Origin of the sequence: Bradyrhizobium sp. 76, from assembly GCF_023073025.1 — a bacterium.
In the GTDB taxonomy this organism is placed as follows: Bacteria; Pseudomonadota; Alphaproteobacteria; order Rhizobiales; family Xanthobacteraceae; genus Bradyrhizobium.
Genome location: NZ_JADPIS010000162.1, coordinates 22,062 through 42,586 on the forward strand (window position 1 = coordinate 22,062; position 20,525 = coordinate 42,586).

Consider the following 20,525-nt stretch of genomic DNA (forward strand, 5'->3'; position numbering starts at 1 on the left):
GCGCGAACAGAAGAAGCGCTGGTTCCGCGATGCCAAGAATGGCGCACGCGATGGACGCATCAGCGTGGTTAAGCGGCGAAACGGCTTCAATCCATGCTGGTAGAAGGATGACGCCGGAATGCAGCGCTGGCTCGCCCTCGGTGTAATCTCAACCTCCGCAACATCGGCCGGACGATGAGCAGCCGAGCCGCTCCGTAGATCTCGGACCCATCATGCTCGCTTCAGGCCCCCGCCGTCCAGCCGGCGGGTTTGTTTTGCCCCATGCCGTTGGCCCTAAGGCTGGAAAGCATCAATTTCGCGCCGGGAAGTAGATAAAAGTAGGCTATCCACGGGCCCTATTTGCCGAACGGAGAATATGCGAAGCTTCATTGACGGAGGATGAACGCTCAACGCGAATTTGAGGGCAGCCCGCGCTGATGGAGCCGCTCTAGTGGTGTCCGTCTGTAGTGGGAGCAGCGCCTCGCGCTCATCATCAGACAGGCCTCGTTGTCGCTGCACTCGGTGCCGCGTGCCGGCGTCGGCTCACCGCGTCACGCTCCCGCAAGCGGCGTTAGAAAAAAGTCGACGGGCGAGCGATCCAAGCGCCGAATTGCGTCGGGGCGTGCCTTCCCGAGATGCTGAAGCGAGCTGCAACTGGGCTGCCGAATGACGCAGAACGCCGACCTCTTTACCCCGATTGAGCAAGGGCCAGGAGCTTGCGCCTTTAAGGCTATCGCGGGTTGAGAATCGATCAGCCCCAATGCTCTCCACGAGATCGGGTGTCGCCACTTAGAGCGCGTCTCCACGAGAGATCAACTGGAATGACGAGCGAAGCGAAAGATCGCCTGTAAGTGAAACAACGCCTTCTGCTGACACCTGAGTTCTCTTAGTCATCCAGAAGAGGTGCTGCAGCGCTCAACATCACTTGCTCAGTATCGATCGCAAACACCATGGGCGCATCTACGTGCGCTGAACTCTCTCGAGCCGATCGTGTTTGCGATCGCTCGATGGGGCGCCAAGCAAAGCTGCGCACCGGAGTGACGCCGGCGCGCGGGAAGACTCTACCTATCTCGCTGGCGGAGAGCGCAAGTGATTGTTTTGTTTCAGACAGAGCGTTAGCGGGCACGCCTGTCGGTGCCACGTAGGGTCGGGTTTATAACATCCGCATCCTGCCAGCTATCTAGCTCTACAGACGTGGGTTTTTCGTGTTCAACCAGCGCTGGCACACTCGTTGCAAACCCCTGCGCAACAGGCGGCTGTTAGCCCTTTGCATCGACATGCAGAGGGGCAGGCCGCCCCTGATGGCACGCGAGCGAGTAAAGAAGCCGATATGACCAAGGCTGGAGGGCAGGCATGACATCACCGAGACGCGTCTTGGTCACCGATTCCGTCGACAAATCAACAGCGTCACACATGGCGCTCGCAAGCGCTTAGCCGAGATGAGCTGCAACATTCTGATCGATCGCTGCGGCATGATCCAGAACCCCGCGGAGTTGCGTCCGGTAGGACCGGCCAGCGAGATTGCACGCTTTACACCTCAACGCCGGATCGGAAATCCGTCGGTCTACCGGAAAAGCGCCGCTTCTTCATTTGAGACGACAATCGAAAGGAAATTTGTATGAGCCGAGCAACTACCGAGAGCGTCGCAGAGATCAAGGCGCGCAACAAGCAGCTAATCGATGAGGTGTTGAAGGTCTACCCAGAGAAGACCGCCAAAAGGCGCGCCAAGCATCTGAGTGTTCACGAGGCGGGGAAGTCCGATTGTGGCGTCAAGTCGAATATCAAGTCCATTCCGGGCGTAATGACCATCCGCGGCTGCGCCTACGCGGGCTCCAAGGGCGTGGTCTGGGGGCCGATCAAGGACATGATCCACATTAGCCACGGTCCGGTCGGCTGTGGTCAGTACTCATGGGGCTCGCGGCGCAACTACTACGTCGGCACGACCGGCATCGACACGTTCGTGACACTGCAGTTCACTTCCGATTTCCAGGAAAAGGATATCGTGTTCGGCGGAGATAAAAAGGTCACCAAACTCATCGACGAGCTACAGGAGCTGTTTCCTCTCAACAGGGGCATTACCATTCAGTCCGAATGTCCGATTGGTTTGATCGGTGACGATATCGAGGCAGTCTCCAGAGAAAAGTCAAAGGAATATGGCGGCAAAACCATCGTGCCTGTGCGGTGCGAGGGTTTTCGTGGCGTGTCACAATCGCTCGGCCATCACATCGCGAACGACGCCATTCGAGATTGGATCTTCGACAAGAGCGCCCCAGAAGCCAGCTCTAAATTTCAGCCGACCGCATATGACGTCGCCATCATCGGTGACTACAACATCGGCGGCGACGCCTGGTCGTCACGGATCCTGCTCGAAGAAATGGGCCTGCGCGTCATCGCCCAGTGGTCCGGGGATGGATCTCTCGCTGAATTGGAGGCGACGCCGAAAGCGAAGCTCAACATATTGCATTGCTATCGCTCGATGAACTACATCTCACGGCACATGGAGGAAAAATTCGGGATTCCCTGGTGCGAGTACAACTTCTTCGGGCCTTCCAAAATCGCGGAGTCGCTGCGCAAAATTGCAAGCTTCTTCGATGATAAGATCAAGGAGGGCGCCGAGCGCGTCATCGCGAAATATCAGCCGCTGGTCGATGCGGTGACCGCGAAGTACCGGCCGCGGCTCGATGGCAAGACCGTAATGCTGTTCGTGGGCGGCCTACGTCCTCGCCACGTCATCGGCGCGTATGAGGACCTCGGCATGGATGTTGTCGGCACAGGCTATGAGTTCGGTCACAACGACGACTATCAGCGCACCGCCCAGCACTACGTCAAGGACGGCACGCTGATCTACGACGATGTCACCGGCTACGAATTCGAGCGCTTCGTCGAAAAGATCCGGCCCGACCTCGTCGGCTCCGGTATCAAGGAAAAATACGTCTTCCAAAAGATGGGCGTGCCGTTCCGCCAAATGCATTCCTGGGACTACTCGGGTCCTTACCACGGTTATGACGGCTTCGCGATCTTCGCCCGAGACATGGACATGGCAATCAACTCCCCGATCTGGGGGAAGACCACCGCACCTTGGAAGGACGCTCCGCGGCCGAGCCTCATGGCGGCGGAATAGGAAAGCCGACGCTCGGGCCCTTTCCTCCGCAGAGGAGGGAAGGGCAGGAGAACGAACACAAGAACCTGAAGAGTGCCATGATGACACAGAACGCCGAACACATCCTCGACCACTCCGAGCTTTTCCGGGGAGACGAATACCAGCAGATGCTGGCCAATAAGAAGGCGCTATTTGAGAATCCGCACGATCCCGCCGAAGTCGACCGTATCGGAGAATGGTCCAAGACGCCCGAATACCGCGAGAAGAACTTCGCCCGCGAAGCGCTAACCGTCAATCCGGCGAAGGCTTGCCAGCCGCTAGGTGCGGTGTTCGCCGCGCTCGGGTTCGAGCGCACACTGCCGTTCGTCCACGGCTCCCAGGGTTGCGTCGCGTATTATCGCAGCCATTTGTCGCGGCACTTTAAGGAGCCGACTTCGTGCGTCTCCTCGTCCATGACGGAAGACGCGGCTGTGTTCGGGGGGCTCAACAACCTGACCGACGGGCTCGCCAACAGCTACAACATGTACAAGCCGAAGATGATCGCGGTCGCCACGACCTGCATGGCGGAAGTCATTGGCGACGACCTCAACGCCTTCATCAAAACATCAAAGGAAAAAGGTTCAGTCCCCGCGGATTACGACGTACCATTCGCTCACACTCCTGCATTCGTCGGTAGCCACATTACCGGCTACGACAACACGCTCAAAGGCATCCTCGAGCATTTCTGGGATGGCAAAGCCGGCACGGCGCCTAAACTCCAGCGCAAAGCGAACAACTGGATCAACTTCATCGGTGGCTTCGACGGCTACACTGTCGGGAACATCCGTGAGATAAAGCGCATCTTCGAGCTGATGGGGATCGGCTACACGATCCTCGCGGATAACAGTGATGTGTTCGATACCCCCACCGACGGCGAGTTCCGCATGTATGATGGCGGCACGACACTAAAGGATGCCGCGAACGCAGTACATGCGAAGGCAACCATTTCCATGCAGCAATATTGTACGGAGAAGACGTTGCCCTTCATCAAGGGGCACGACCAGGAGGTCGTCTCCTTCAATCACCCTCTGGGTGTCAGCGCCACGGACGATTTCCTGATGACGCTGTCGCGTATCACCAACAAGGCAATTCCCAATGCGCTGGAGCGGGAGCGCGGGCGTCTGGTAGACGCAATGGCTGACTCTAGCGCGCATGTTCACGGCAAGAAGTTCGCGATCTACGGCGATCCCGACCTCTGCTATGGCCTGGCCGCATTCTTGCTGGAGCTTGGCGCTGAGCCGACGCACGTGCTCTCGACCAACGGAAGTAAGGGCTGGGAGCAGAAGATGCAGGCGCTGTTCGCGAGCTCGCCGTTCGGTAAAAACTGCCGCGCCTTCCCGGGCAAGGATCTCTGGCACATGCGTTCGCTCCTGTTCACAGAACCAGTCGATTTCCTGATCGGTAACACCTACGGCAAGTATCTCGAGCGTGACACTGGAACGCCGCTAATCCGCATCGGGTTTCCCATCTTCGATCGCCATCATCACCATCGTTATCCAGTGTGGGGCTATCAGGGTAGCATGAATGTGCTGGTCAAGATTCTCGACAAGATCTTTGATGAGATCGATAGAAAAACCAGCTCAGTTGGCAAGACGGACTACAGCTTCGACATCATACGTTGAGGCGAGCGCCCCGCCTCATCGTCCGCAGGAACAGCAGCGCTGTGGCGGGGATCCCGGGTTATCCGCCGGGCCATCCTCTTGGTCTGTGCGAATGTCTTGACATCCCCGAAAGAGACACCATGACTTCGCTTCCCACGACCATACAGGACGTCTTTAACGAACCGGGCTGCGCCAGGAATGCGAGCAAGTCGAACGTCGAGCGCAAGAATGGATGCACCAAGCAGCTGAAGCCGGGCGGCGTCGCCGGTGGGTGTGCCTTCGATGGCGCCAAAGTCGCACTGCAGCCCTTCACCGACGTCGCCCATCTTGTGCATGGTCCAATCGCCTGTGAGGGCAATTCTTGGGACAATCGCGGTTCCGCCTCCTCCGGCTCCGATCTGTGGCGCAGAAGCTTCACCACGGACATGAGCGAGACCGACATCGTGTTCGGCGGCGAGAAGCGGCTGTACAGGGCAGTCAAGGAGATCACAGAGAAATACGACCCGCAGGCCATCTTCGTCTACCAGACATGCGTGCCCGCAATGATCGGTGACGACATCGATGCGGTCTGCAAGGCAGCGTCCGCCAAACTTGGCAAACCGGTCATTCCCATCAATGCACCGGGATTTGTGGGGTCGAAGAACCTTGGCAACAAGCTCGCAGGCGAAGCACTGCTGGAGCACGTCATTGGTACCGGAGAGCCCGATTACACCACTGCTTATGACATCAACATCATCGGCGAATACAACCTGTCCGGCGAGCTCTGGCAGGTCAAGCCGCTGCTCGATGAGCTCGGAATCCGGATCCTGTCGTGCATCTCGGGGGACGGCAAGTATCGCGAGGTGGCTTATTCGCACCGAGCCAAAGCCGCGATGATGGTCTGCTCAAAGGCAATGATCAACGTCGCACGCAAGATGAGGCAGCGCTACGGCATCCCGTTTTTTGAAGGCTCGTTCTACGGTATTGAGGATTCCAGCGATTCACTACGCCAGATCGCGCGCATGCTGATCGAACGCGGCGCGCCGGCTGAGCTGATGGAACGCACGCAAGCCCTGATCGCACGCGAAGAGACCAAAGCCTGGGCTGCGATTGAACGTTTCAAGCCACGCTTTGCCGCAAAGAGGGTTGTTCTCATCACCGGTGGCGTGAAATCCTGGTCGATGGTGTCCGCTTTGCAAGAGGCCGGGCTCGAGATCGTCGGCACGTCCGTGAAGAAATCGACCAAGAAGGACAAGGAACGTATCAAGGAGTTAATGGGCCAGCACGCCCACATGATCGAGGACATGTCGCCTCGCGAGATCTACAAGATGCTAAAGGACGCAAAAGCCGACATCATGCTCTCGGGCGGCAAGTCGCAATTCGTCGCACTAAAGGCGGCGATGCCGTGGCTCGATATCAACCAGGAGCGCTGCCACGCCTATATGGGCTATATCGGCATTGTCAAACTCATGGAGGAGATCGAGAAAGCGCTCTACAATCCGATATGGGATCAGCTCCGCCAAGCCGCGCCATGGGATGAGTTCGACCGAATGCGTCAGGCAAGGACGTTTGCGCAGATGTATGCGCAAGCCGCTGATCCAGTTCGAGACGCGAGCAAGAACGGCGTCAATACGATAAGTCTCTCCAATAAAAATGAGGCCAGCGGTGGCGAGAGCGCGATTGCGGCCCATGGCCTGAACCTCGCCAAGCCATGCACCAATTCCACCGCACGGTGCGTTGCTTGTAAGGACATTCGTTCCGATTTGCAGCCCCCTGCGCTGCAGGCGGCCGAGTAGGGGAACGGCATGGCGGTCGTCACTACCTCGAAGAAAGCCTGTTCGGTCAATCCGCTCAAAATGAGCCAGCCGATCGGCGGCTCATTTGCCTTCCTGGGACTGCGCGGCGCGATGCCGCTTTTGCACGGTCCGCAAGGTTGCACCTCCTTCGGGCTAACGCTGTTCGTGCGCCATTTCAATGAAGCCGTGCCGATGCAGACGACGGCCATGAGCGAGGTTGCCACCGTGCTCGGTGGCCACGAGAATCTCGAACAGGCGATCCTCAACATCTACAATCGGCTCGAGCCTGAGATCATTGGTATCAATTCGACTGGCGTCACCGAGACCAACGGCGATGACGTCGAAGCCTTCATCCGGTTGATCCGACAGAAGCATCCGAAGCTCGAAAAGCTCCCCCTTGTCTACGTCTCGACCCCGGATTTCAAGGATGCCTTTCAGGATGGCTGGGGCAAGACAGTGGCGCGGATGATCGAGATGCTTGTGGCTCCCGTCGACACGGCGAGACCGCGCGATATCTCCCGCGTCAACGTGCTACCTGGATGCCACCTCACGCCCGGCGATCTCGACGAGCTGCGCACGATTTTTGAGGATTTTGGGCTCAAGCCCTCGTTCCTGCCGGACGTCGCCGGTTCGCTGGACGGTCACATCCCCGACGAATTCACGCCCACCACGATCGGGGGCATTGGAGTGGACGAGATTGCGACCATGGGGCAGGTGGCCTGGACGATCGCGATCGGCGCGCAGATGCGCCGTGCGGCCGAGGCCATGCAGGTGCGGACAGGCGCGCCGTTCCGCCTGTTCGAGCGGCTCTGTGGCCTTATCCCAAATGACGAATTCATCGCCTTCCTGAGCCAGATCAGCGGCCGGTCGGTGCCCTGGAAATATCGCCGGCAGCGTGGACAGCTGGCAGACGCCATGCTGGATGCACATTTCCATATCGGCGGCCGCAAGCTCGCGATCGGCGCCGAGCCGGACTTGTTATTCGATCTCTCCAGCTTGCTCCACGAGATCGGCGCACAGGTAAGTGCTGCGGTGACGACGACGAACTCACCGGTGCTCCAGCGGGTCAGGACCGAGGACGTCCTGATCGGCGATCTGGAGGACCTTGAAGAGCTTGCCAGGTCGCGTGACTGCGACCTCTTGATGTCGCATTCACATGGTCGCCAGGCCGCTTCGCGACTCAATGTCCCGTTCTTCCGGGTAGGCTTTCCGATGTTCGATCGCCTTGGCGCTGCGCACCTCACGATGGTTGGCTATCGCGGCACGCGCGATCTGATCTTTGACATTGCCAATCTGATCATCACCGACCGCGAAGCGAACCATGGGCCGACGCCCGACACCTGGCGATCAAGCTGCGGCGGCCCACAGCTCCATCCACCCCAGTTGCATTGAGCAGGGAGAGAAAACAACCCGGATGAAAGTTGCATTCGCCACTCAGGACTTGAAGCACGTCGATGCCCACTTCGGCTGGGCCAAGAACATCGTGATCTACGAGGTAGGCCCGGACGGGCATCGGTTTATCGAGGCGATCCAATTCGACGGTGACCTCACCGAAGACGGCAATGAGGATAAGCTCGCGCCGAAGATCGAGGCGATCAGGGAGTGCGCAATCCTCTATGTTGCGGCGATTGGCGGCTCGGGTGCTGCGCGAGTCGTCGCCAGGAACATCCATCCGATGAAGGTGCTGCAGCCAGAGCCCATCCACGACCTTTGCGCCAAACTCGAAACCGTGCTGAAGGGGTCGCCGCCGCCCTGGCTGCGGAAGCTGCTCACCAAAAGCCGGGATCGTACGGTGGATTTCGAAGCCTGAAGGAATAAAGATGGCCGATCCGTCTGAAGTCACTCCAGCCGCCGCCGCCGCGGAATGGCCATTTCTGAAAGAGCTCATCAAGATCTGGCGCGCCCAGGACACCCACGGCGCCTGGGAGGGCAAAAAGGATCTTGAGCTGCTCGAACCCTACGTTCTCGACAAGCGCAAGCGCCGTGCGCTGCCGATCGTCGGCAATCCCGACCCGGACACGACATGGCGGCTGGAGCTGTTCTTCGACGCCGTTGCGCTCTCTATCGAGAAGGCAACCGGTGTGATGATCTCGCCAATGCTGAAGATGCATCACGAAGGGTTCGGTCGGATCGTGCTGATCGGCGGCCGGCTCGTTGTCGTGAGCAAGCAGCTGCGCGACGTGCATCGCTTTGGTTTCGACCATCTCTCTGATCTCGCCAATCAAGGCGACAAATTCGTCAACAGTGGCGTTGAGATGATCCGTAAGTTCCCGGAAGTGGCGAGTTGTTGAGGCAAGTGTGAGCGACATCGAAACTCTGAAAGCGGAAATAAAGAAGCTGTCGGCCAAGGCGACCCAGGCCAAGATGGACCTCCACGACCTCTCCGAGGAGCTGCCGGTCAACTGGTCGTCGATCCTGAGCGTGGCCCAGAAGGCCCACGCTGCCTTCAGCGAGCTCGAAAGCAAGCGCCAATATCTCGAGGCGCTGGACAAAACATAGCGGACGGTTAGCCATGTCATTCAGGACCCGCGACGGTCGCAATTGGAGGCCGGACTACCTGGTTTCTATCGATCCCAACAAGTGTATCGGCTGCGGCCGCTGCTACAAGATCTGCGGCCGTGAGGTCATGACGCTGAAGGGGCTAAGCGAGGGTGGCGAGATCATCGATCTCGACGAGGACGACGATGAGCTCGAAAAGAAGGTCATGGTGCTGAAGGACGAAGGCGCTTGCATCGGCTGCAGCGCCTGCGCCCGGGTGTGCCCAACAAACTGTCAGACCCACACACCACCTGGTTGATTCAGCTTTCTCCGACGAGATCGACGAGTGAGTTGTCAGATACAAGCTGGTAGGGAACTCCCAGATCCGACCTGTTCTGGCGTGAAGCCGGCAGTTGCCGAATCGGGCCGCGACCTCGCATGGACCGCCGGCGGCGAAGGCCAGCAGGATCGTGAAAACGACAATGCCGACACCTCGTTGAAAAGTGACTCGCCCTGCATCTCGACCTCGAGACTTTCAGGTGCCTTTACATTTTGAGCGTACCCATGACCGCCACCGCATCGGTCAGGCTGATGAGGCCGCCAAACACCAGCGCCAAAGACAGCGGCAGCGACTAACTAAGGAGACCAGCGGGCTGCCAGAATAGAAAGCCAAGGATAAACGTCGACGATCGTGGCGAAGGTGGCAAGCTCGATTCGGGGTACGGCGCGGCTTACCAACGTTGCGAGATCGACGTGGAGCGCTCCCCCGAAGAGCAAGAACCTAACAGTCCCGGTCATCACGACGGACGTGAAGTCGATCTGGAGCACTGTCTTTGTTAGCGCTTCGAGCAGATGCGTGGCGACGAAGGCAGAGATCCCGCGTTTGCCTGACGCTTCTGGCTCGATTGCAAGGTTCGCGATAGTGATGACGAAACAGTGGATCAGCATACCGTAAGCCCTGTGCAAAAAAGCGGGCTTCGTGCCCCAAACCTTCATTGGGAACGCGTGTGCGCGGATCTCATTATGGCCTGCCTGCAACAGCAGTCCACTTGCGAGAGGCCGCATATATTCCAGCAACTGGAATCGTCATTCAGGAGAACTGATAAAGAAGGTGTCGCCAGTCTGGCGTCTGGCGACTATCCGACACTGTTCTGTCGCCTTTGTTGGTCCGCGACACTGGCCTAGTTCGCGAGCTCTTGTCTGGCCTCAGGCTAATCCGCTGAAAGCAATCACAATCTTTTCCTTCTGCTGGGTCGGCCAGATTGGCACGAGTTTTGAAGCTCCTTCGTTGCGAGCCGGGAGCCGCCGACCGACCTTCATTTCGTGGATGACACCGCCATCGATGGAACGAAGAAAGAAAAGCAAAATGTCAAATCCGCATCAGACAGCATTCTATGGGAAGGGGGCCTCGGCGAAATCGCCCCGATGTTCTCAGCAGTTTGCCCGAGCGCCTGGCGCGCGCCGGTCGGATCAGCCAGCCAACAGATAAGGAAGATGGACGTGCAAGAAACCACGGCAGCATGCCGGGACGCCTTCGCCGAACTGGCGTCGCCAGCGCGCACCCACGACCCATATCCGTTTATGCGGTGGCTGCGCGAGCACGATCCGGTGCATCGCGCGGCGTCGGGCCTCTTTCTATTGAGCCGCCACGCCGATATTTACTGGGCGCTCAAGGCCACGGGCGATGCGTTTCGGGCACCAGCGCCGGGCGAACTGGCGCGCTATTTTCCGCGTGCGGCGACCAGCCGGTCACTCAATCTGCTGGCGTCTACAATAGCGATGAAGGACCCACCGGCGCATACGCGTCTGCGCAGGCTGATCTCGCGCGATTTCACCATGCGCCAGATCGAGAACCTGCGGCCGAGCATCGCGCGCAACGTCGCAGCGCGCCTGGACGGCATGGCGCCCGCGCTGGAGCGCGGGGAGCCGGTGGACCTGCATCGGGAATTCGCGCTGGCCTTGCCCATGCTGGTCTTGGCCGAACTGTTCGGCATGCCCCAGGACGACATGTTCGGGCTCGCCGCCGTCATCGACCCCATTCTGAAAGGCCTGGGCCCGCACGCCAGCGACCCCCAGCTCGCCGCGGCGGACGCGGCCAGCGCCAGGGTGCAGGCCTACTTCGGGGACCTCATACAGCGTAAGCGCACCGATCCCCGCCACGACATCGTGTCGATGCTGGTCGGCGCACACGACGACGATGCCGACACGCTGTCGGATGCGGAGTTGATCAGCATGCTTTGGGGCATGCTGCTGGGCGGCTTCTCAACCACTGCTGCGACCATCGACCATGCGGTGTTGGCGATGCTGGCCTATCCCGAACAGCGGCACTGGCTTCAGGGAGACGCCGTGGGGGTGCAGGCATTCGTCGAAGAAGTCCTGCGCCGCGATTCGCCCGTCATGTTCAGCACCACTATGCGTATTGCCCAGCGCGACATCGAATTGGGCGGCGTGGTGATCCCGAAGAACGCGGACGTGCGCGTGCTGATCGCGGCCGGCAATCGCGACCCGGACGCCTTCGCCGATCCCGATCGCTTTGATCCCGCGCGGTTCTACGGCACCAGTCCCGGCATGTCGACGGACGGAAAGATCATGCTGAGCTTCGGCCACGGCATCCGCTTCTGCGTCGGTGCGCAACTGGCCAGGGTGCAGTTGGCAGAGAGCCTGCCGCGGATCCAGGCGCGCTTCCCCACGCTGGCATTGGCCGAGCCGCCGACCCGGGAGCCCTCCGAGTTCCTTAGGACGTTCCGCGCGCTGCCGGTGCGGCTGCGTGGGCAGGGGGGCTGAGATGCGCGTCGTGGTCGACCAGGATCTGTGCGCAACCACCGGGCAGTGCGTGCTGACGCTGCCGGGCGCCTTTCGCCAGCGCGAACCGGACGGCGTGGCCGAAGTGTGCGTGGCGACGGTCCCGCAGGCGCTGCACGCCGCCGTGCGGCTCGCGGCCAGCCAATGCCCAGTCGCCGCCATTCGGGTCATCGAAAGCGACGTTGGCGATGACGAGCGCGCCAGCGCCGACCCTGCGCCTTCTCCGGGGGAGGCCGAGCTGCATGCCGCGAAAGAACAACGCAATCCAGGAGGACACGATGGCGCGGTTTGAAGGCAAGGTGGCCGTGGTGACCGGCGCTGGCGCCGGCATCGGCAAGGCAGCGCCCTCGCCATCACGCGCGAGGGCGGCAGAGTGGTGGTGGCCCACATTGATGGCTCGGCGGGCATCGCCTGCACCGCGCAGATCGCGGCCGAAGCGGGCCACGCGGCTGGCCGTGGCCATGGACATCGCGGACGCGCAGTCGGTGGCAGCGCTGCTCGAAACGGCGGAGCGGCACTTCGGTGGGGTTGACCTGCTGGTGAACAACGCGAGCGACATGCATCTGACCCCGCGCCACTGCGCGATCCTCGACCTGGACCTGGCCCTCTCGGATGAGACCATGGCGACCAATCTGCGCGGCACGCTGCTCTGCTGCCCGCAGGCCATATCGCTCGCGGCGGTGGCGCGATCGTCAACATGGGGTCGTGGCAGGGGCTCAGCGCTGACCCCGCGCAGACGTCCTACGGCGCGTCGAAGGCGGCGATGAAAATGCTGTGGGCCTCGCTCGCCACCCAGTACCGTCATGCGCAGATCCGCTGGAACGCGATTGCGCCGGGTCTCGTCATGACCGAGCGTCTCCTCGCCAAGCTGGACGAGTGCATGCAACAGCATCTGCGGCGGCACCAGCTCCTGCCGCGCGTCGGCTGCGCCGAGGGACGTGGCCGCGCTGGTGGCATTCCTGCTCTACGACGATGCTGCGTTCATCGCCGGCCAGGTCGTGTGCATCTACGGCGGCATGCTGGCGCATGTGCCGACGTACGCCGAGCGTGGCAACAGCCGCGCCGCGCGGCCTGCCGGCACACCGCCGAAGCGGCCGCGGCGCCGCGCTGCTGACGGACATGCTGCTCAACCCGCTGGACCGTCGTCACCGGCTGCGGCACGACATCCCGGTCGTGCCCGGCGCTTTCCCCCTGGTGGGGCATCTTCCCGCCATCGTCTGCGACCTGCCGCGCCTGCTGCGGCGCGCGGAAGGGATGCTGGGCAGCCACTTCTGGCTGGATTTCGGCCCTGCCGGACACATGATGACCTGCGTGGATCCGGATGCGTTCGCACTGCTCCGGCACAAGGACGTGTCCTCGGCGCTGATCGAAGAGATCGCGCCCGAATTGCTTGGCGGAACGTTGGTTACCCAGGACGGCGGCGCGCACCGGCAGGCGCGCGATGCGATCAAGGCGGCGTTCCTGCCCAAGGGGCTGACCCAGGCCGGCATCGGCGACCTGTTCGTGCCCGTCATCCGAGCGCGGGTGCAGGCGTGGCGCGACCGCGGCGACGTAACTATCCTGCGCGAAACCGGCGACCTGATGCTCAAGCTGATCTTCAGCCTCTTGGGAATCCCCGCGCAGGACCTGCCGGAATGGCATCGCAAGTACCGGCAACTGGTGCAGTTGATCGTCGCGCCCCCGGTCGACCTGCCCGGACTGCCCTTGCGGCGCGGCCGCGCCGCCCGCGACTGGATCGACGCGCAGTTGCGCCAATTCGTCCGCGACGTGCGCGCGCATGCCGCGCGCACCGGGTTGATCAACGACCTGGTGAGCGCCTTCGATCGCAGCGATGATGGGATGTCCGATGACGTCCTGGTCGCCAATATCCGCTTGCTGCTGCTTGCCGGTCACGACACCACTGCCTCGACGATGGCCTGGATGGTGATCGAGCTGGCGCGGCAGCCTGTGCTGTGGGACGCCCTGGTCGAGGAGGCGCAACGCGTGGGCGCGGTGCCGACCCGGCACGCGGACCTGGCGCAGTGTCCGGTCGCCGAGGCGCTGTTCCGCGAGACGCTGCGCGTGCATCCGACGGCCACGCTCCTGCCGCGTCGCGCGCTGCAGGAATTGCAACTCGGCCAACGGCGCATTCCCGCGGGCACCCATCTGTGCATCCCGCTGCTCCATTTCTCGACCTCGGCGTTGCTGCACGAGGCGCCTGATCAGTTCCGCCCGGCGCGGTGGCTGCAACGCACGGAGCCGATCCAGCCGCTGGACATGCTGCAGTTCGGTACCGGCCCACACGTCTGCATCGGCTACCACTTGGTATGGCTGGAACTGGTGCAGTTCTGCATTGCCTTGGCGCTGACCATGCACAAGGCCGGGGTGCGGCCGCGGTTGCTCAGCGGCGTCGAAAAAGGCCGGCGCTATTACCCAACCGCACATCCGTCCATGACAATCCGCATCGGCTTCTCATGAGCTGGCATCGCATCCCCGTGTGGCGAGGCAGCGGCGCCGGCGACGGGCGGCATTGCTGCACTGGGCGCGTGCGCTCGGTGCGACGCCGGCAACACCGCGGCGGCTCGGCGCTCGCCGTCGCCGTGTCAGGTACAAGGACATGAACAACATGCAGACCGGTTCTACGCTACACGACGACCGAACTGGCGTTTCCGCGCTCGGCGGATTGGGCGCGCAGGTGCGCGGCGCATCCGGCAGGCTGCTGCCGGAGATCTGGATGCAGGACGGCGCAAAGCGGGTCGAACAGGCGTTGGCGCGTCTTCTCTGCGCCGAAGACGATGGTGAGGCCGAGCTGATGGCGGCGATGCGCTACGCCACCTTGAATGGCGGGAAGCGCACCCGCGCCTTGCTCTGTCTGGCTGCCGGCGCACTGGCCGACACGCCGGCGCACATGCTCGACGACATCGGCGCCGCCATCGAGATGATGCATGCCTGTACCCTGGTCCACGATGACCTGCCCGCGATGGACGACGACGTGCTTCGCCGCGGCCTTCCGACCGTACACGTCAAGTTCGGCGAAGCCACTGCGATCCTGGTCGGCGATGCGCTGCAGGCGCACGCCTTCCTGACCCTGGCGAGGCTGGATGTGCCGGGCGACAACCGTATCGCGCTCGTGCGCGAACTGGCGCAGGCGGTGTCCGCCGAGGGTGCCGCAGGCGGGCAGGCCATGGATCTGTCGCTGGTCGGAAAGCACGTCGAGCTGGACAGGATCGTGGCGATGCACCGGATGAAGAGCGGAGCGCTAGTGCGCGCGTCCGTTCGCATGGGCGCGCTATGCACCATCGCCGAAGATGCCGTGCACGCTGCGCTGTACTGTGCGCTCGATCGCTACACGGCCTGTTTCGGCCTGGCATTGCAGGTGGTCGACGACATTCTCGACGCGACAGCTGATACCGCGACGCTGGGCAAGACCCCCGGCAAGGACGCGGCGGCGCAGAAGCCGACCTGCGCGTCGATCATGGGGCTGCAGGCAGCGCGCCAGTTCGCGCTGGATTTATTGCGCGACGCCGGAGAGGCCATCGCCCCACTGGGGCCGCGTGCGGAACGGTTGGCGCAGATGCTGCAGCGGGCCAACGCGTATCTGTTCAAGCACGCGCCATGCGCATGAACGCGCCCGTCTACGTGGAGTCGCACCTGTGCCGTTGCGATCGGCCGGCGGCAGCGGTGCATGCTGCACTGTGTCCGAGTCCGCGGCGCCAATCGCAGCGGTTGCCCAGCACGGCCCCGGCGCGCTGCGCGCAAGCCTATGCGGCGGATCGGCGCCAGCATCGGCGCGTTGCCGCATGCGCGGGGCCGCGACGGGCCCGCGGCGACGTGCGCGGTGTCTGCCCGGACCGTCTGCAGAAGGAACATCCCGAGTGAACGCGCTTTCCGAACAGATCCTTTCCGAATTGCGCCACCTGCTGAGCGAGATGAGCGACGGCGGCAGCGTCGGCCCGTCGGTCTATGACACGGCGCGAGCTCTACAGTTCCGCGGCAACGTCACCGGTCGGCAGGACGCATACGCATGGCTTATCGCGCAGCAACAGGCCGATGGCGGATGGGGAAGCGCGGACTTCCCGCTGTTCCGCCATGCGCCCACTTGGGCGGCGTTGCTGGCATTGCACGGTGATCCTCTTCCCGGCGCTGCCGACGCAGTCCAGGCTGCAACCCGGTTCCTCGAGCGCGAGCCCGATCCCTACGCGCATACGGTGCCGGAAGACGCGCCCATCGCCGCGGAGCTGATCCTGCCGCAGTTGTGCGGCGAGGCCGCATCCTTACTGGGCGGCGTGGCGTTTCCGCGCCACCCGGCGCTGTTGCCGTTGCGGCAAGCGTGCCTGGTCAAGCTGGGGGCGGTAGCGACGTTGCCGAGCGGCCATCCGTTGCTGCACTCCTGGGAAGCCTGGGGAACCTCGCTGACCACCGCATGCCCGGATGACGACGGCAGCATCGGCATCAGTCCGGCGGCCACCGCCGCGTGTCGTGCGCACGCAGTGACACAGGGGAGCACGCCGCAGGTCGGGCGCGCCGACGCGTATCTGCTAGCGGCATCGCGGGCGACGCGCAGCGGCATCGAAGGTGTCGTTCCCAACGTCTGGCCGATCAATGTGTTCGAGCCATGCTGGTCGCTGTACACCCTGCATCTGGCCGGGCTGTTCGCGCATCCCGCGCTCGCCGAGGCGGTGCGCGTGATCGTCGCGCAGCTCGACGCGCGCCTGGGCGTGCGCGGTCTGGGCCCGGCCTTGCACTTCGCGGCCGATGCGGACGACACCGCCGTTGCGCTGTGCGTCCTGCGCCTTGCAGGCCGCGACCCGGCGGTCGATGTGTTACGCCATTTCGAACTCGGCGAGCTGTTCGTCACCTTCCCCGGCGAGCGCAATGCCTCGGTGTCGACCAACATCCATGCTCTGCATGCGTTGCGACTGTTGGGAAAGCCCGCCGCCGGGACCAGTGCCTACGTCGAGGCCAATCGCAACCCGCATGGTGTATGGGACAACGAAAAATGGCACGTTTCGTGGCTGTATCCCACCGCGCATGCGGTCGCTGCGCTGGCGCAAGGCAAGCCCCAGTGGCGCGACGAGCGCGCGCTGGCGGCGCTGCTGCAGGCGCAGCGCGACGACGGCGGCTGGGGCGCCGGTCGCGCGTCCACATTCGAGGAAACCGCCTATGCGCTGTTCGCGTTGTACGCAATGGACCGGAGCGAAGAGCCGACAGGGCGCCGGCGCATCGCGCAGGCGGTGGCGCGTGCGCTCGAGTGGATGCTCGCCCGCCATGCGGCGCATGCATTGCCGCAGACGCCGCTGTGGATCGGTAAGGAACTGTATTGCCCCACCCGGGTCGTGCGCGTGGCCGAACTCGCCGGGTTGTGGCTGGCGCTTGGTTGGGGGCGGCGCGTCCCGGCCGAGGGAGCAGGAGCGGCGCCATGATCCAGACCGAACGCGCGCTGCAGCAGGTGCTGGAGTGGGGGCGTTCCCTGACCGGGTTCGCCGACGAGCATGCCGTGGAAGCGGTCAGGGGCGGCCAGTACATCCTGCAGCGCATCCAGGCGAGCCTGCGCGACACCAGCGCCCGCACCGGCCGCGATCCGCACGACGAAACGCTGATCGTGGCGTTCTATCGCGAACTGGCGCTGCTGTTCTGGCTCGACGATTGCAACGACCTTGGCCTGATCGCGCCGGAGCAGCTCGCTGCCGTGGAGCAGGCGCTGGGGCAGGGCGTGCCGTGCGCGCTGCCTGGATTCGAGGGCTGCGCTGTGCTGCGCGCTTCGCTGGCCGCGCTCGCCTACGATCGTCGCGACTATGTTCAGCTTCTTGACGATACCCGGTGCTACTGCGCGGCGCTGCGCGGCGGACACGCGCAGGCGGTAGGGGCGGAACGCTGGTCCTACGCCGAGTACCTGCACAACGGCATCGATTCGATCGCCTACACGAACGTGTTCTGTTGCCTGTCGTTGCTGTGGGGGCTGGACATGGCGACCTTGCGCGCGCGTCCGGAGTTTCGCGAGGTCCTGCGGCTCATCTGCGCGATAGGGCGCCTGCACAACGATCTGCATGGACGCGACAAGGACAGGTCGGCCGGCGAGGCCGACAACGCGGCGATCCTGCTGCTGCAGCGCTATCCGGCTATGCCTGCGGTGGAGTTCCTCAACGACGAGCTGGCCGGCCATACGCGCATGCTGCACCGGGTGATGGCGGAAGAACGCTTTCCCGCGCCGTGGGGACCGTTGATCGAGGCCATGGCGGCCATCCGCGCGCAGTACTACCAGACCTCGAGCAGCCGCTACCGCAGCGACGCTGCGGGGGAGGCCAGCGTGCGCCGGCCTGAACGCGCGGGAGGCGGCGGCGTGCGCGCGCTGCCGTCGGTCCGATCCGACGCAACGCCGTCGCCCGACGCGACGGACGGAGCGAGCATGAGCGACACCGCCTGAGCCGGCGCAAGGACGACCATCTGGACATCGTGCTGGATCGACGAACGGCGCCGGCCACGGTCGCCGCCGGCTGGGAGTACGTCCGTTTCGAACACTGCGCATTGCCCGAGTTGGACCTGACGCAGATCGACCTGCGCGCCTCGCTGCTGGGCAAGACCATGCGTGCCCCGCTGCTGATCAGCTCCATGACCGGCGGCATGTCACGCGCCGAGGCCATCAACCGGCATCTGAGCGAGGCAGCGCAAGCCTTGGGGATTGCCATGTGCGTCGGTTCGCAGCGCGTGAGCCTGCAATCCCGCAACTCCCAGGGGCTGACGCGCGCGCTGCGCCGCCTAGCCCCAGACATTCCCTTGCTGGCCAATATCGGCGCCGCGCAACTGCGCGAGGCCGACGGCCTGGACCTGGCGCGCCGCGCGGTGGATGCGCTGGAGGCCGATGGACTCATCGTCCATCTCAATCCGCTGCAGGAAGCGGTACAGCCGGAGGGCGACCGCGACTGGCGCGCCGTCCTGGCGCAGATCGCTCGCGCCGCGCGCAGCGTGGGCGTGCCGATCGTGGCCAAGGAAGTGGGGTCGGGCCTGTCCGCCTCGGTGGCCTGTGCGCTCGTCGAGGCGGGCGTGGCGGTGATCGATGTCGCCGGCGCCGGCGGCACCAGTTGGGCCGCGGTGGAGGGCGAGCGCGCCCGCGATGCCGCCGACCGCACAGTGGCAATGGCGTTCGCTGATTGGGGGATTCCGACCCCAGCCAGCCTGCAGGCGGTACGTGAGGCGCTGCCAACGGTGAAGCTGATCGCGTCGGGCGGGATCCGCGACGGCGTCGACGTGGCCAAGGCCATTCGCCTGGGCGCGGACATCGCCGGGCAGGCGGCCGGCGTGCTGCGCGCGGCTACGGTATCCACCGAGGCGGTTGTCGCGCATTTCGAGATCGTCATCCGCCAGTTGGCCGTCGCCTGCTTCTGCACCGGCTCGGCTGATCTGGCGGCGTTGCGTCACGCGCGCTTGTTGCCATCGGCGCATCTGCCCGCCGGTTGATGGCGGCGTCGCCCGGACTTGCGGCGGGCGCCTAGTCTTACTCAGCTAGAAAGTCGCGGATGCGGGGGATTCGCGGTGCTGGCGGATTTGCTCGGGTGCTGCTTCGTGATCAGGGAGGCGCCCCGCCATGCCCGACTGGACAGCCGAGAGTGAAGCCGCGTCCGGCGCCTATGTCGATGCTTTGATCGGGGTGATCGGCCACGCCGAACGAGCTGAGCCTCTGACGGGGCCGGAACTAGGTGCGCCGGGAGACCGGCAAGGAGTAGATGGTGCAAGTCCATTGCAATGAAGGAGTAGCGATCGACCCCGAGTCATGGGCGATCCGTCGTGAGGAGACCGGTAATTTCTGTGGTGTCAAACAAGAGTTGTTAGGCTCTAGCAGTCCCGTCAGCATCGTTTTGAGACAAAGCGATGGCGGTGGAATGATCGAGGGCCGGAACGAATTTGACGACACATGCCGGAAGGAGGTCCGCATAGACAAGAGCTGAGAGAGCCTGTTCGACTCGACATCTGCTTGTCGATAACCGATAGCTAGAAGATCATGGCAGCGCTGCAGAGCGCGGTCGTGAATCATGAGGCGGAGACATATGCCCTTCTCGCCGGTTTTGCCCGGACTGCCATACACTCCGACCGGTCACCGACTACACGACACGCCGGATCCGAACCGTCTGCGGCACCATTGAGGTTCGCAATCCCCGATGGATGCTGTGCCGGGAATGCCATCCAGGGCCGATCGAACGACACCGGAGCTGATGGAACTGATGGCGCGGCTAGGAAGCATGCTGCCCTACCGGCAGGCGCCAAAGGTGCTGGCCGATTCCTGCCCACTGAACCGACTGAGACGCATGCGATCGTGCGCAAGGTACGATCAGGATCGGCAAGCGGCTCGACGACCAGGTCATGCAGGAAACTGGCGTGCGAGGTCCCAAACGGATGACCGATGGCACCTTGAGATGCAGCTTCCCGGAGCTCGGCGCAAAGAGTTCGTCATCAGCATCGATGCGGCGTACGTTCGTAGCGCTGATCAACATTCGGCGCGAATTTTCGAGCTCGTCGCGGCCAGATGCGCCCGCGGGGGACGGGGAGAAAGGGGCGGTCGCTATTTCTTAACCGGCAGCACCGACCATCAGGCAATCCGCGATCGTGCTCTTCGCCCGCTCTAGGGTCTGTTGGGATTCAGGATTCTCATCGGGGCTTGGTTGTGATTCAAGCTTGGGATGGACCGATTCGTTTTGACTGACGCCCAATGGGCGAAGATGGAGCCGCATTGTCTTGGCAAGCCGGGAGATCCGGGCCGCAGCGGCAAGGACAACCGAC

General features: G+C 63.1%; 16 protein-coding genes and 2 pseudogenes. 16 read left to right on the plus strand and 2 right to left on the minus strand.

What is annotated here, in order from left to right:
• The first annotated feature begins 1,597 nt into the window (after window positions 1–1,597).
• The 8 genes from nifD to fdxB all read left to right on the plus strand — a co-directional run bounded on the left by nifD (window position 1,598) and on the right by fdxB (window position 9,291).
• The gene (gene nifD / locus IVB48_RS40805; RefSeq protein ID WP_018457672.1) at window positions 1,598–3,100 is read left to right on the plus strand and encodes a nitrogenase molybdenum-iron protein alpha chain; all 1,503 of its coding nucleotides are present in this window, start codon (window positions 1,598–1,600) and stop codon (window positions 3,098–3,100) included.
• A gap of 80 nt (window positions 3,101–3,180) precedes the next feature.
• Window positions 3,181–4,740 (plus strand): nitrogenase molybdenum-iron protein subunit beta, encoded by a 1,560-nt coding sequence (gene nifK, locus IVB48_RS40810; protein ID WP_247347533.1) that lies wholly within the window; start codon window positions 3,181–3,183, stop codon window positions 4,738–4,740.
• A gap of 119 nt (window positions 4,741–4,859) precedes the next feature.
• On the plus strand, window positions 4,860–6,494 hold the full coding sequence (gene nifE, locus IVB48_RS40815; protein WP_247408880.1) for a nitrogenase iron-molybdenum cofactor biosynthesis protein NifE: 1,635 nt from the start codon (window positions 4,860–4,862) through the stop codon (window positions 6,492–6,494).
• A gap of 9 nt (window positions 6,495–6,503) precedes the next feature.
• Window positions 6,504–7,886: a nitrogenase iron-molybdenum cofactor biosynthesis protein NifN gene (gene nifN / locus IVB48_RS40820; RefSeq protein ID WP_247347500.1), complete on the plus strand. Its 1,383-nt coding sequence runs from the start codon at window positions 6,504–6,506 to the stop codon at window positions 7,884–7,886.
• A 22-nt stretch (window positions 7,887–7,908) separates the two neighbouring features.
• Window positions 7,909–8,304, plus strand: coding sequence for a nitrogen fixation protein NifX (gene nifX / locus IVB48_RS40825; RefSeq protein WP_247347502.1), 396 nt, complete (start codon window positions 7,909–7,911; stop codon window positions 8,302–8,304).
• 10 nt (window positions 8,305–8,314) lie between these two features.
• Window positions 8,315–8,785 carry a NifX-associated nitrogen fixation protein gene (locus tag IVB48_RS40830; protein ID WP_018457677.1) on the plus strand — a complete coding sequence of 157 codons (471 nt, stop codon included), beginning with the start codon at window positions 8,315–8,317 and terminating at the stop codon, window positions 8,783–8,785.
• Window positions 8,786–8,792: 7 nt separating this feature from the next.
• Window positions 8,793–8,993 carry a CCE_0567 family metalloprotein gene (locus IVB48_RS40835; protein ID WP_018457678.1) on the plus strand — a complete coding sequence of 67 codons (201 nt, stop codon included), beginning with the start codon at window positions 8,793–8,795 and terminating at the stop codon, window positions 8,991–8,993.
• A 13-nt stretch (window positions 8,994–9,006) separates the two neighbouring features.
• The gene (fdxB, locus tag IVB48_RS40840; RefSeq protein ID WP_018457679.1) at window positions 9,007–9,291 is read left to right on the plus strand and encodes a ferredoxin III, nif-specific; all 285 of its coding nucleotides are present in this window, start codon (window positions 9,007–9,009) and stop codon (window positions 9,289–9,291) included.
• A 317-nt stretch (window positions 9,292–9,608) separates the two neighbouring features.
• On the opposite strand, the gene IVB48_RS40845 is transcribed toward fdxB, so the two are convergent.
• Complete coding sequence (locus IVB48_RS40845) at window positions 9,609–10,049, minus strand: hypothetical protein (RefSeq protein WP_247347505.1); 441 nt, start codon at window positions 10,047–10,049, stop codon at window positions 9,609–9,611.
• Window positions 10,050–10,466: 417 nt separating this feature from the next.
• Between IVB48_RS40845 and IVB48_RS40850 the strand changes: the two genes are divergently transcribed.
• The 8 genes and pseudogenes from IVB48_RS40850 to fni all read left to right on the plus strand — a co-directional run bounded on the left by IVB48_RS40850 (window position 10,467) and on the right by fni (window position 19,208).
• Window positions 10,467–11,756, plus strand: a complete 1,290-nt coding sequence (locus tag IVB48_RS40850) for a cytochrome P450 (protein WP_247347535.1) — start codon at window positions 10,467–10,469, stop codon at window positions 11,754–11,756.
• A gap of 1 nt (window position 11,757) precedes the next feature.
• Window positions 11,758–12,066, plus strand: coding sequence for a ferredoxin (locus IVB48_RS40855; protein WP_247347507.1), 309 nt, complete (start codon window positions 11,758–11,760; stop codon window positions 12,064–12,066).
• A pseudogene (locus IVB48_RS40860) lies at window positions 12,053–12,888 on the plus strand (SDR family oxidoreductase). The gene IVB48_RS40855 and the pseudogene IVB48_RS40860 overlap by 14 nt, the downstream one beginning before the upstream one ends.
• A gap of 5 nt (window positions 12,889–12,893) precedes the next feature.
• Window positions 12,894–14,231 carry a cytochrome P450 gene (locus IVB48_RS40865; protein ID WP_247347509.1) on the plus strand — a complete coding sequence of 446 codons (1,338 nt, stop codon included), beginning with the start codon at window positions 12,894–12,896 and terminating at the stop codon, window positions 14,229–14,231.
• Window positions 14,232–14,379: 148 nt separating this feature from the next.
• Complete coding sequence (locus tag IVB48_RS40870) at window positions 14,380–15,378, plus strand: polyprenyl synthetase family protein (RefSeq protein ID WP_247347536.1); 999 nt, start codon at window positions 14,380–14,382, stop codon at window positions 15,376–15,378.
• Window positions 15,379–15,628: 250 nt separating this feature from the next.
• The gene (locus tag IVB48_RS40875; RefSeq protein WP_247408878.1) at window positions 15,629–17,176 is read left to right on the plus strand and encodes a hypothetical protein; all 1,548 of its coding nucleotides are present in this window, start codon (window positions 15,629–15,631) and stop codon (window positions 17,174–17,176) included.
• Window positions 17,173–18,074: pseudogene (locus tag IVB48_RS40880) on the plus strand (hypothetical protein). The gene IVB48_RS40875 and the pseudogene IVB48_RS40880 overlap by 4 nt, the downstream one beginning before the upstream one ends.
• 99 nt (window positions 18,075–18,173) lie before the next feature.
• Window positions 18,174–19,208 (plus strand): type 2 isopentenyl-diphosphate Delta-isomerase, encoded by a 1,035-nt coding sequence (gene fni, locus IVB48_RS40885; protein ID WP_247408881.1) that lies wholly within the window; start codon window positions 18,174–18,176, stop codon window positions 19,206–19,208.
• 1,106 nt (window positions 19,209–20,314) lie between these two features.
• Here fni and IVB48_RS40890 read toward each other — a convergent pair.
• A partial coding sequence (locus IVB48_RS40890; protein WP_247408879.1) for a hypothetical protein occupies window positions 20,315–20,525 on the minus strand: 211 nt, incomplete at its 5' end.

Excerpts from the sequence above, each read along its gene's own strand:
- IVB48_RS40870 (WP_247347536.1), top strand. The coding sequence starts at position 14,380 with ATGCAGACCGGTTCTACGCTACACGACGACCGAACTGGCGTTTCCGCG.
- IVB48_RS40855 (WP_247347507.1), top strand. The coding sequence starts at position 11,758 with ATGCGCGTCGTGGTCGACCAGGATCTGTGCGCAACCACCGGGCAGTGC.
- IVB48_RS40850 (WP_247347535.1), top strand. The coding sequence starts at position 10,467 with ATGGACGTGCAAGAAACCACGGCAGCATGCCGGGACGCCTTCGCCGAA.
- nifK (WP_247347533.1), top strand. The coding sequence starts at position 3,181 with ATGACACAGAACGCCGAACACATCCTCGACCACTCCGAGCTTTTCCGG.
- nifD (WP_018457672.1), top strand. The coding sequence starts at position 1,598 with ATGAGCCGAGCAACTACCGAGAGCGTCGCAGAGATCAAGGCGCGCAAC.
- nifX (WP_247347502.1), top strand. The coding sequence starts at position 7,909 with ATGAAAGTTGCATTCGCCACTCAGGACTTGAAGCACGTCGATGCCCAC.
- IVB48_RS40830 (WP_018457677.1), top strand. The coding sequence starts at position 8,315 with ATGGCCGATCCGTCTGAAGTCACTCCAGCCGCCGCCGCCGCGGAATGG.
- nifN (WP_247347500.1), top strand. The coding sequence starts at position 6,504 with ATGGCGGTCGTCACTACCTCGAAGAAAGCCTGTTCGGTCAATCCGCTC.
- IVB48_RS40865 (WP_247347509.1), top strand. The coding sequence starts at position 12,894 with ATGCTGCTCAACCCGCTGGACCGTCGTCACCGGCTGCGGCACGACATC.
- nifE (WP_247408880.1), top strand. The coding sequence starts at position 4,860 with ATGACTTCGCTTCCCACGACCATACAGGACGTCTTTAACGAACCGGGC.
- fdxB (WP_018457679.1), top strand. The coding sequence starts at position 9,007 with ATGTCATTCAGGACCCGCGACGGTCGCAATTGGAGGCCGGACTACCTG.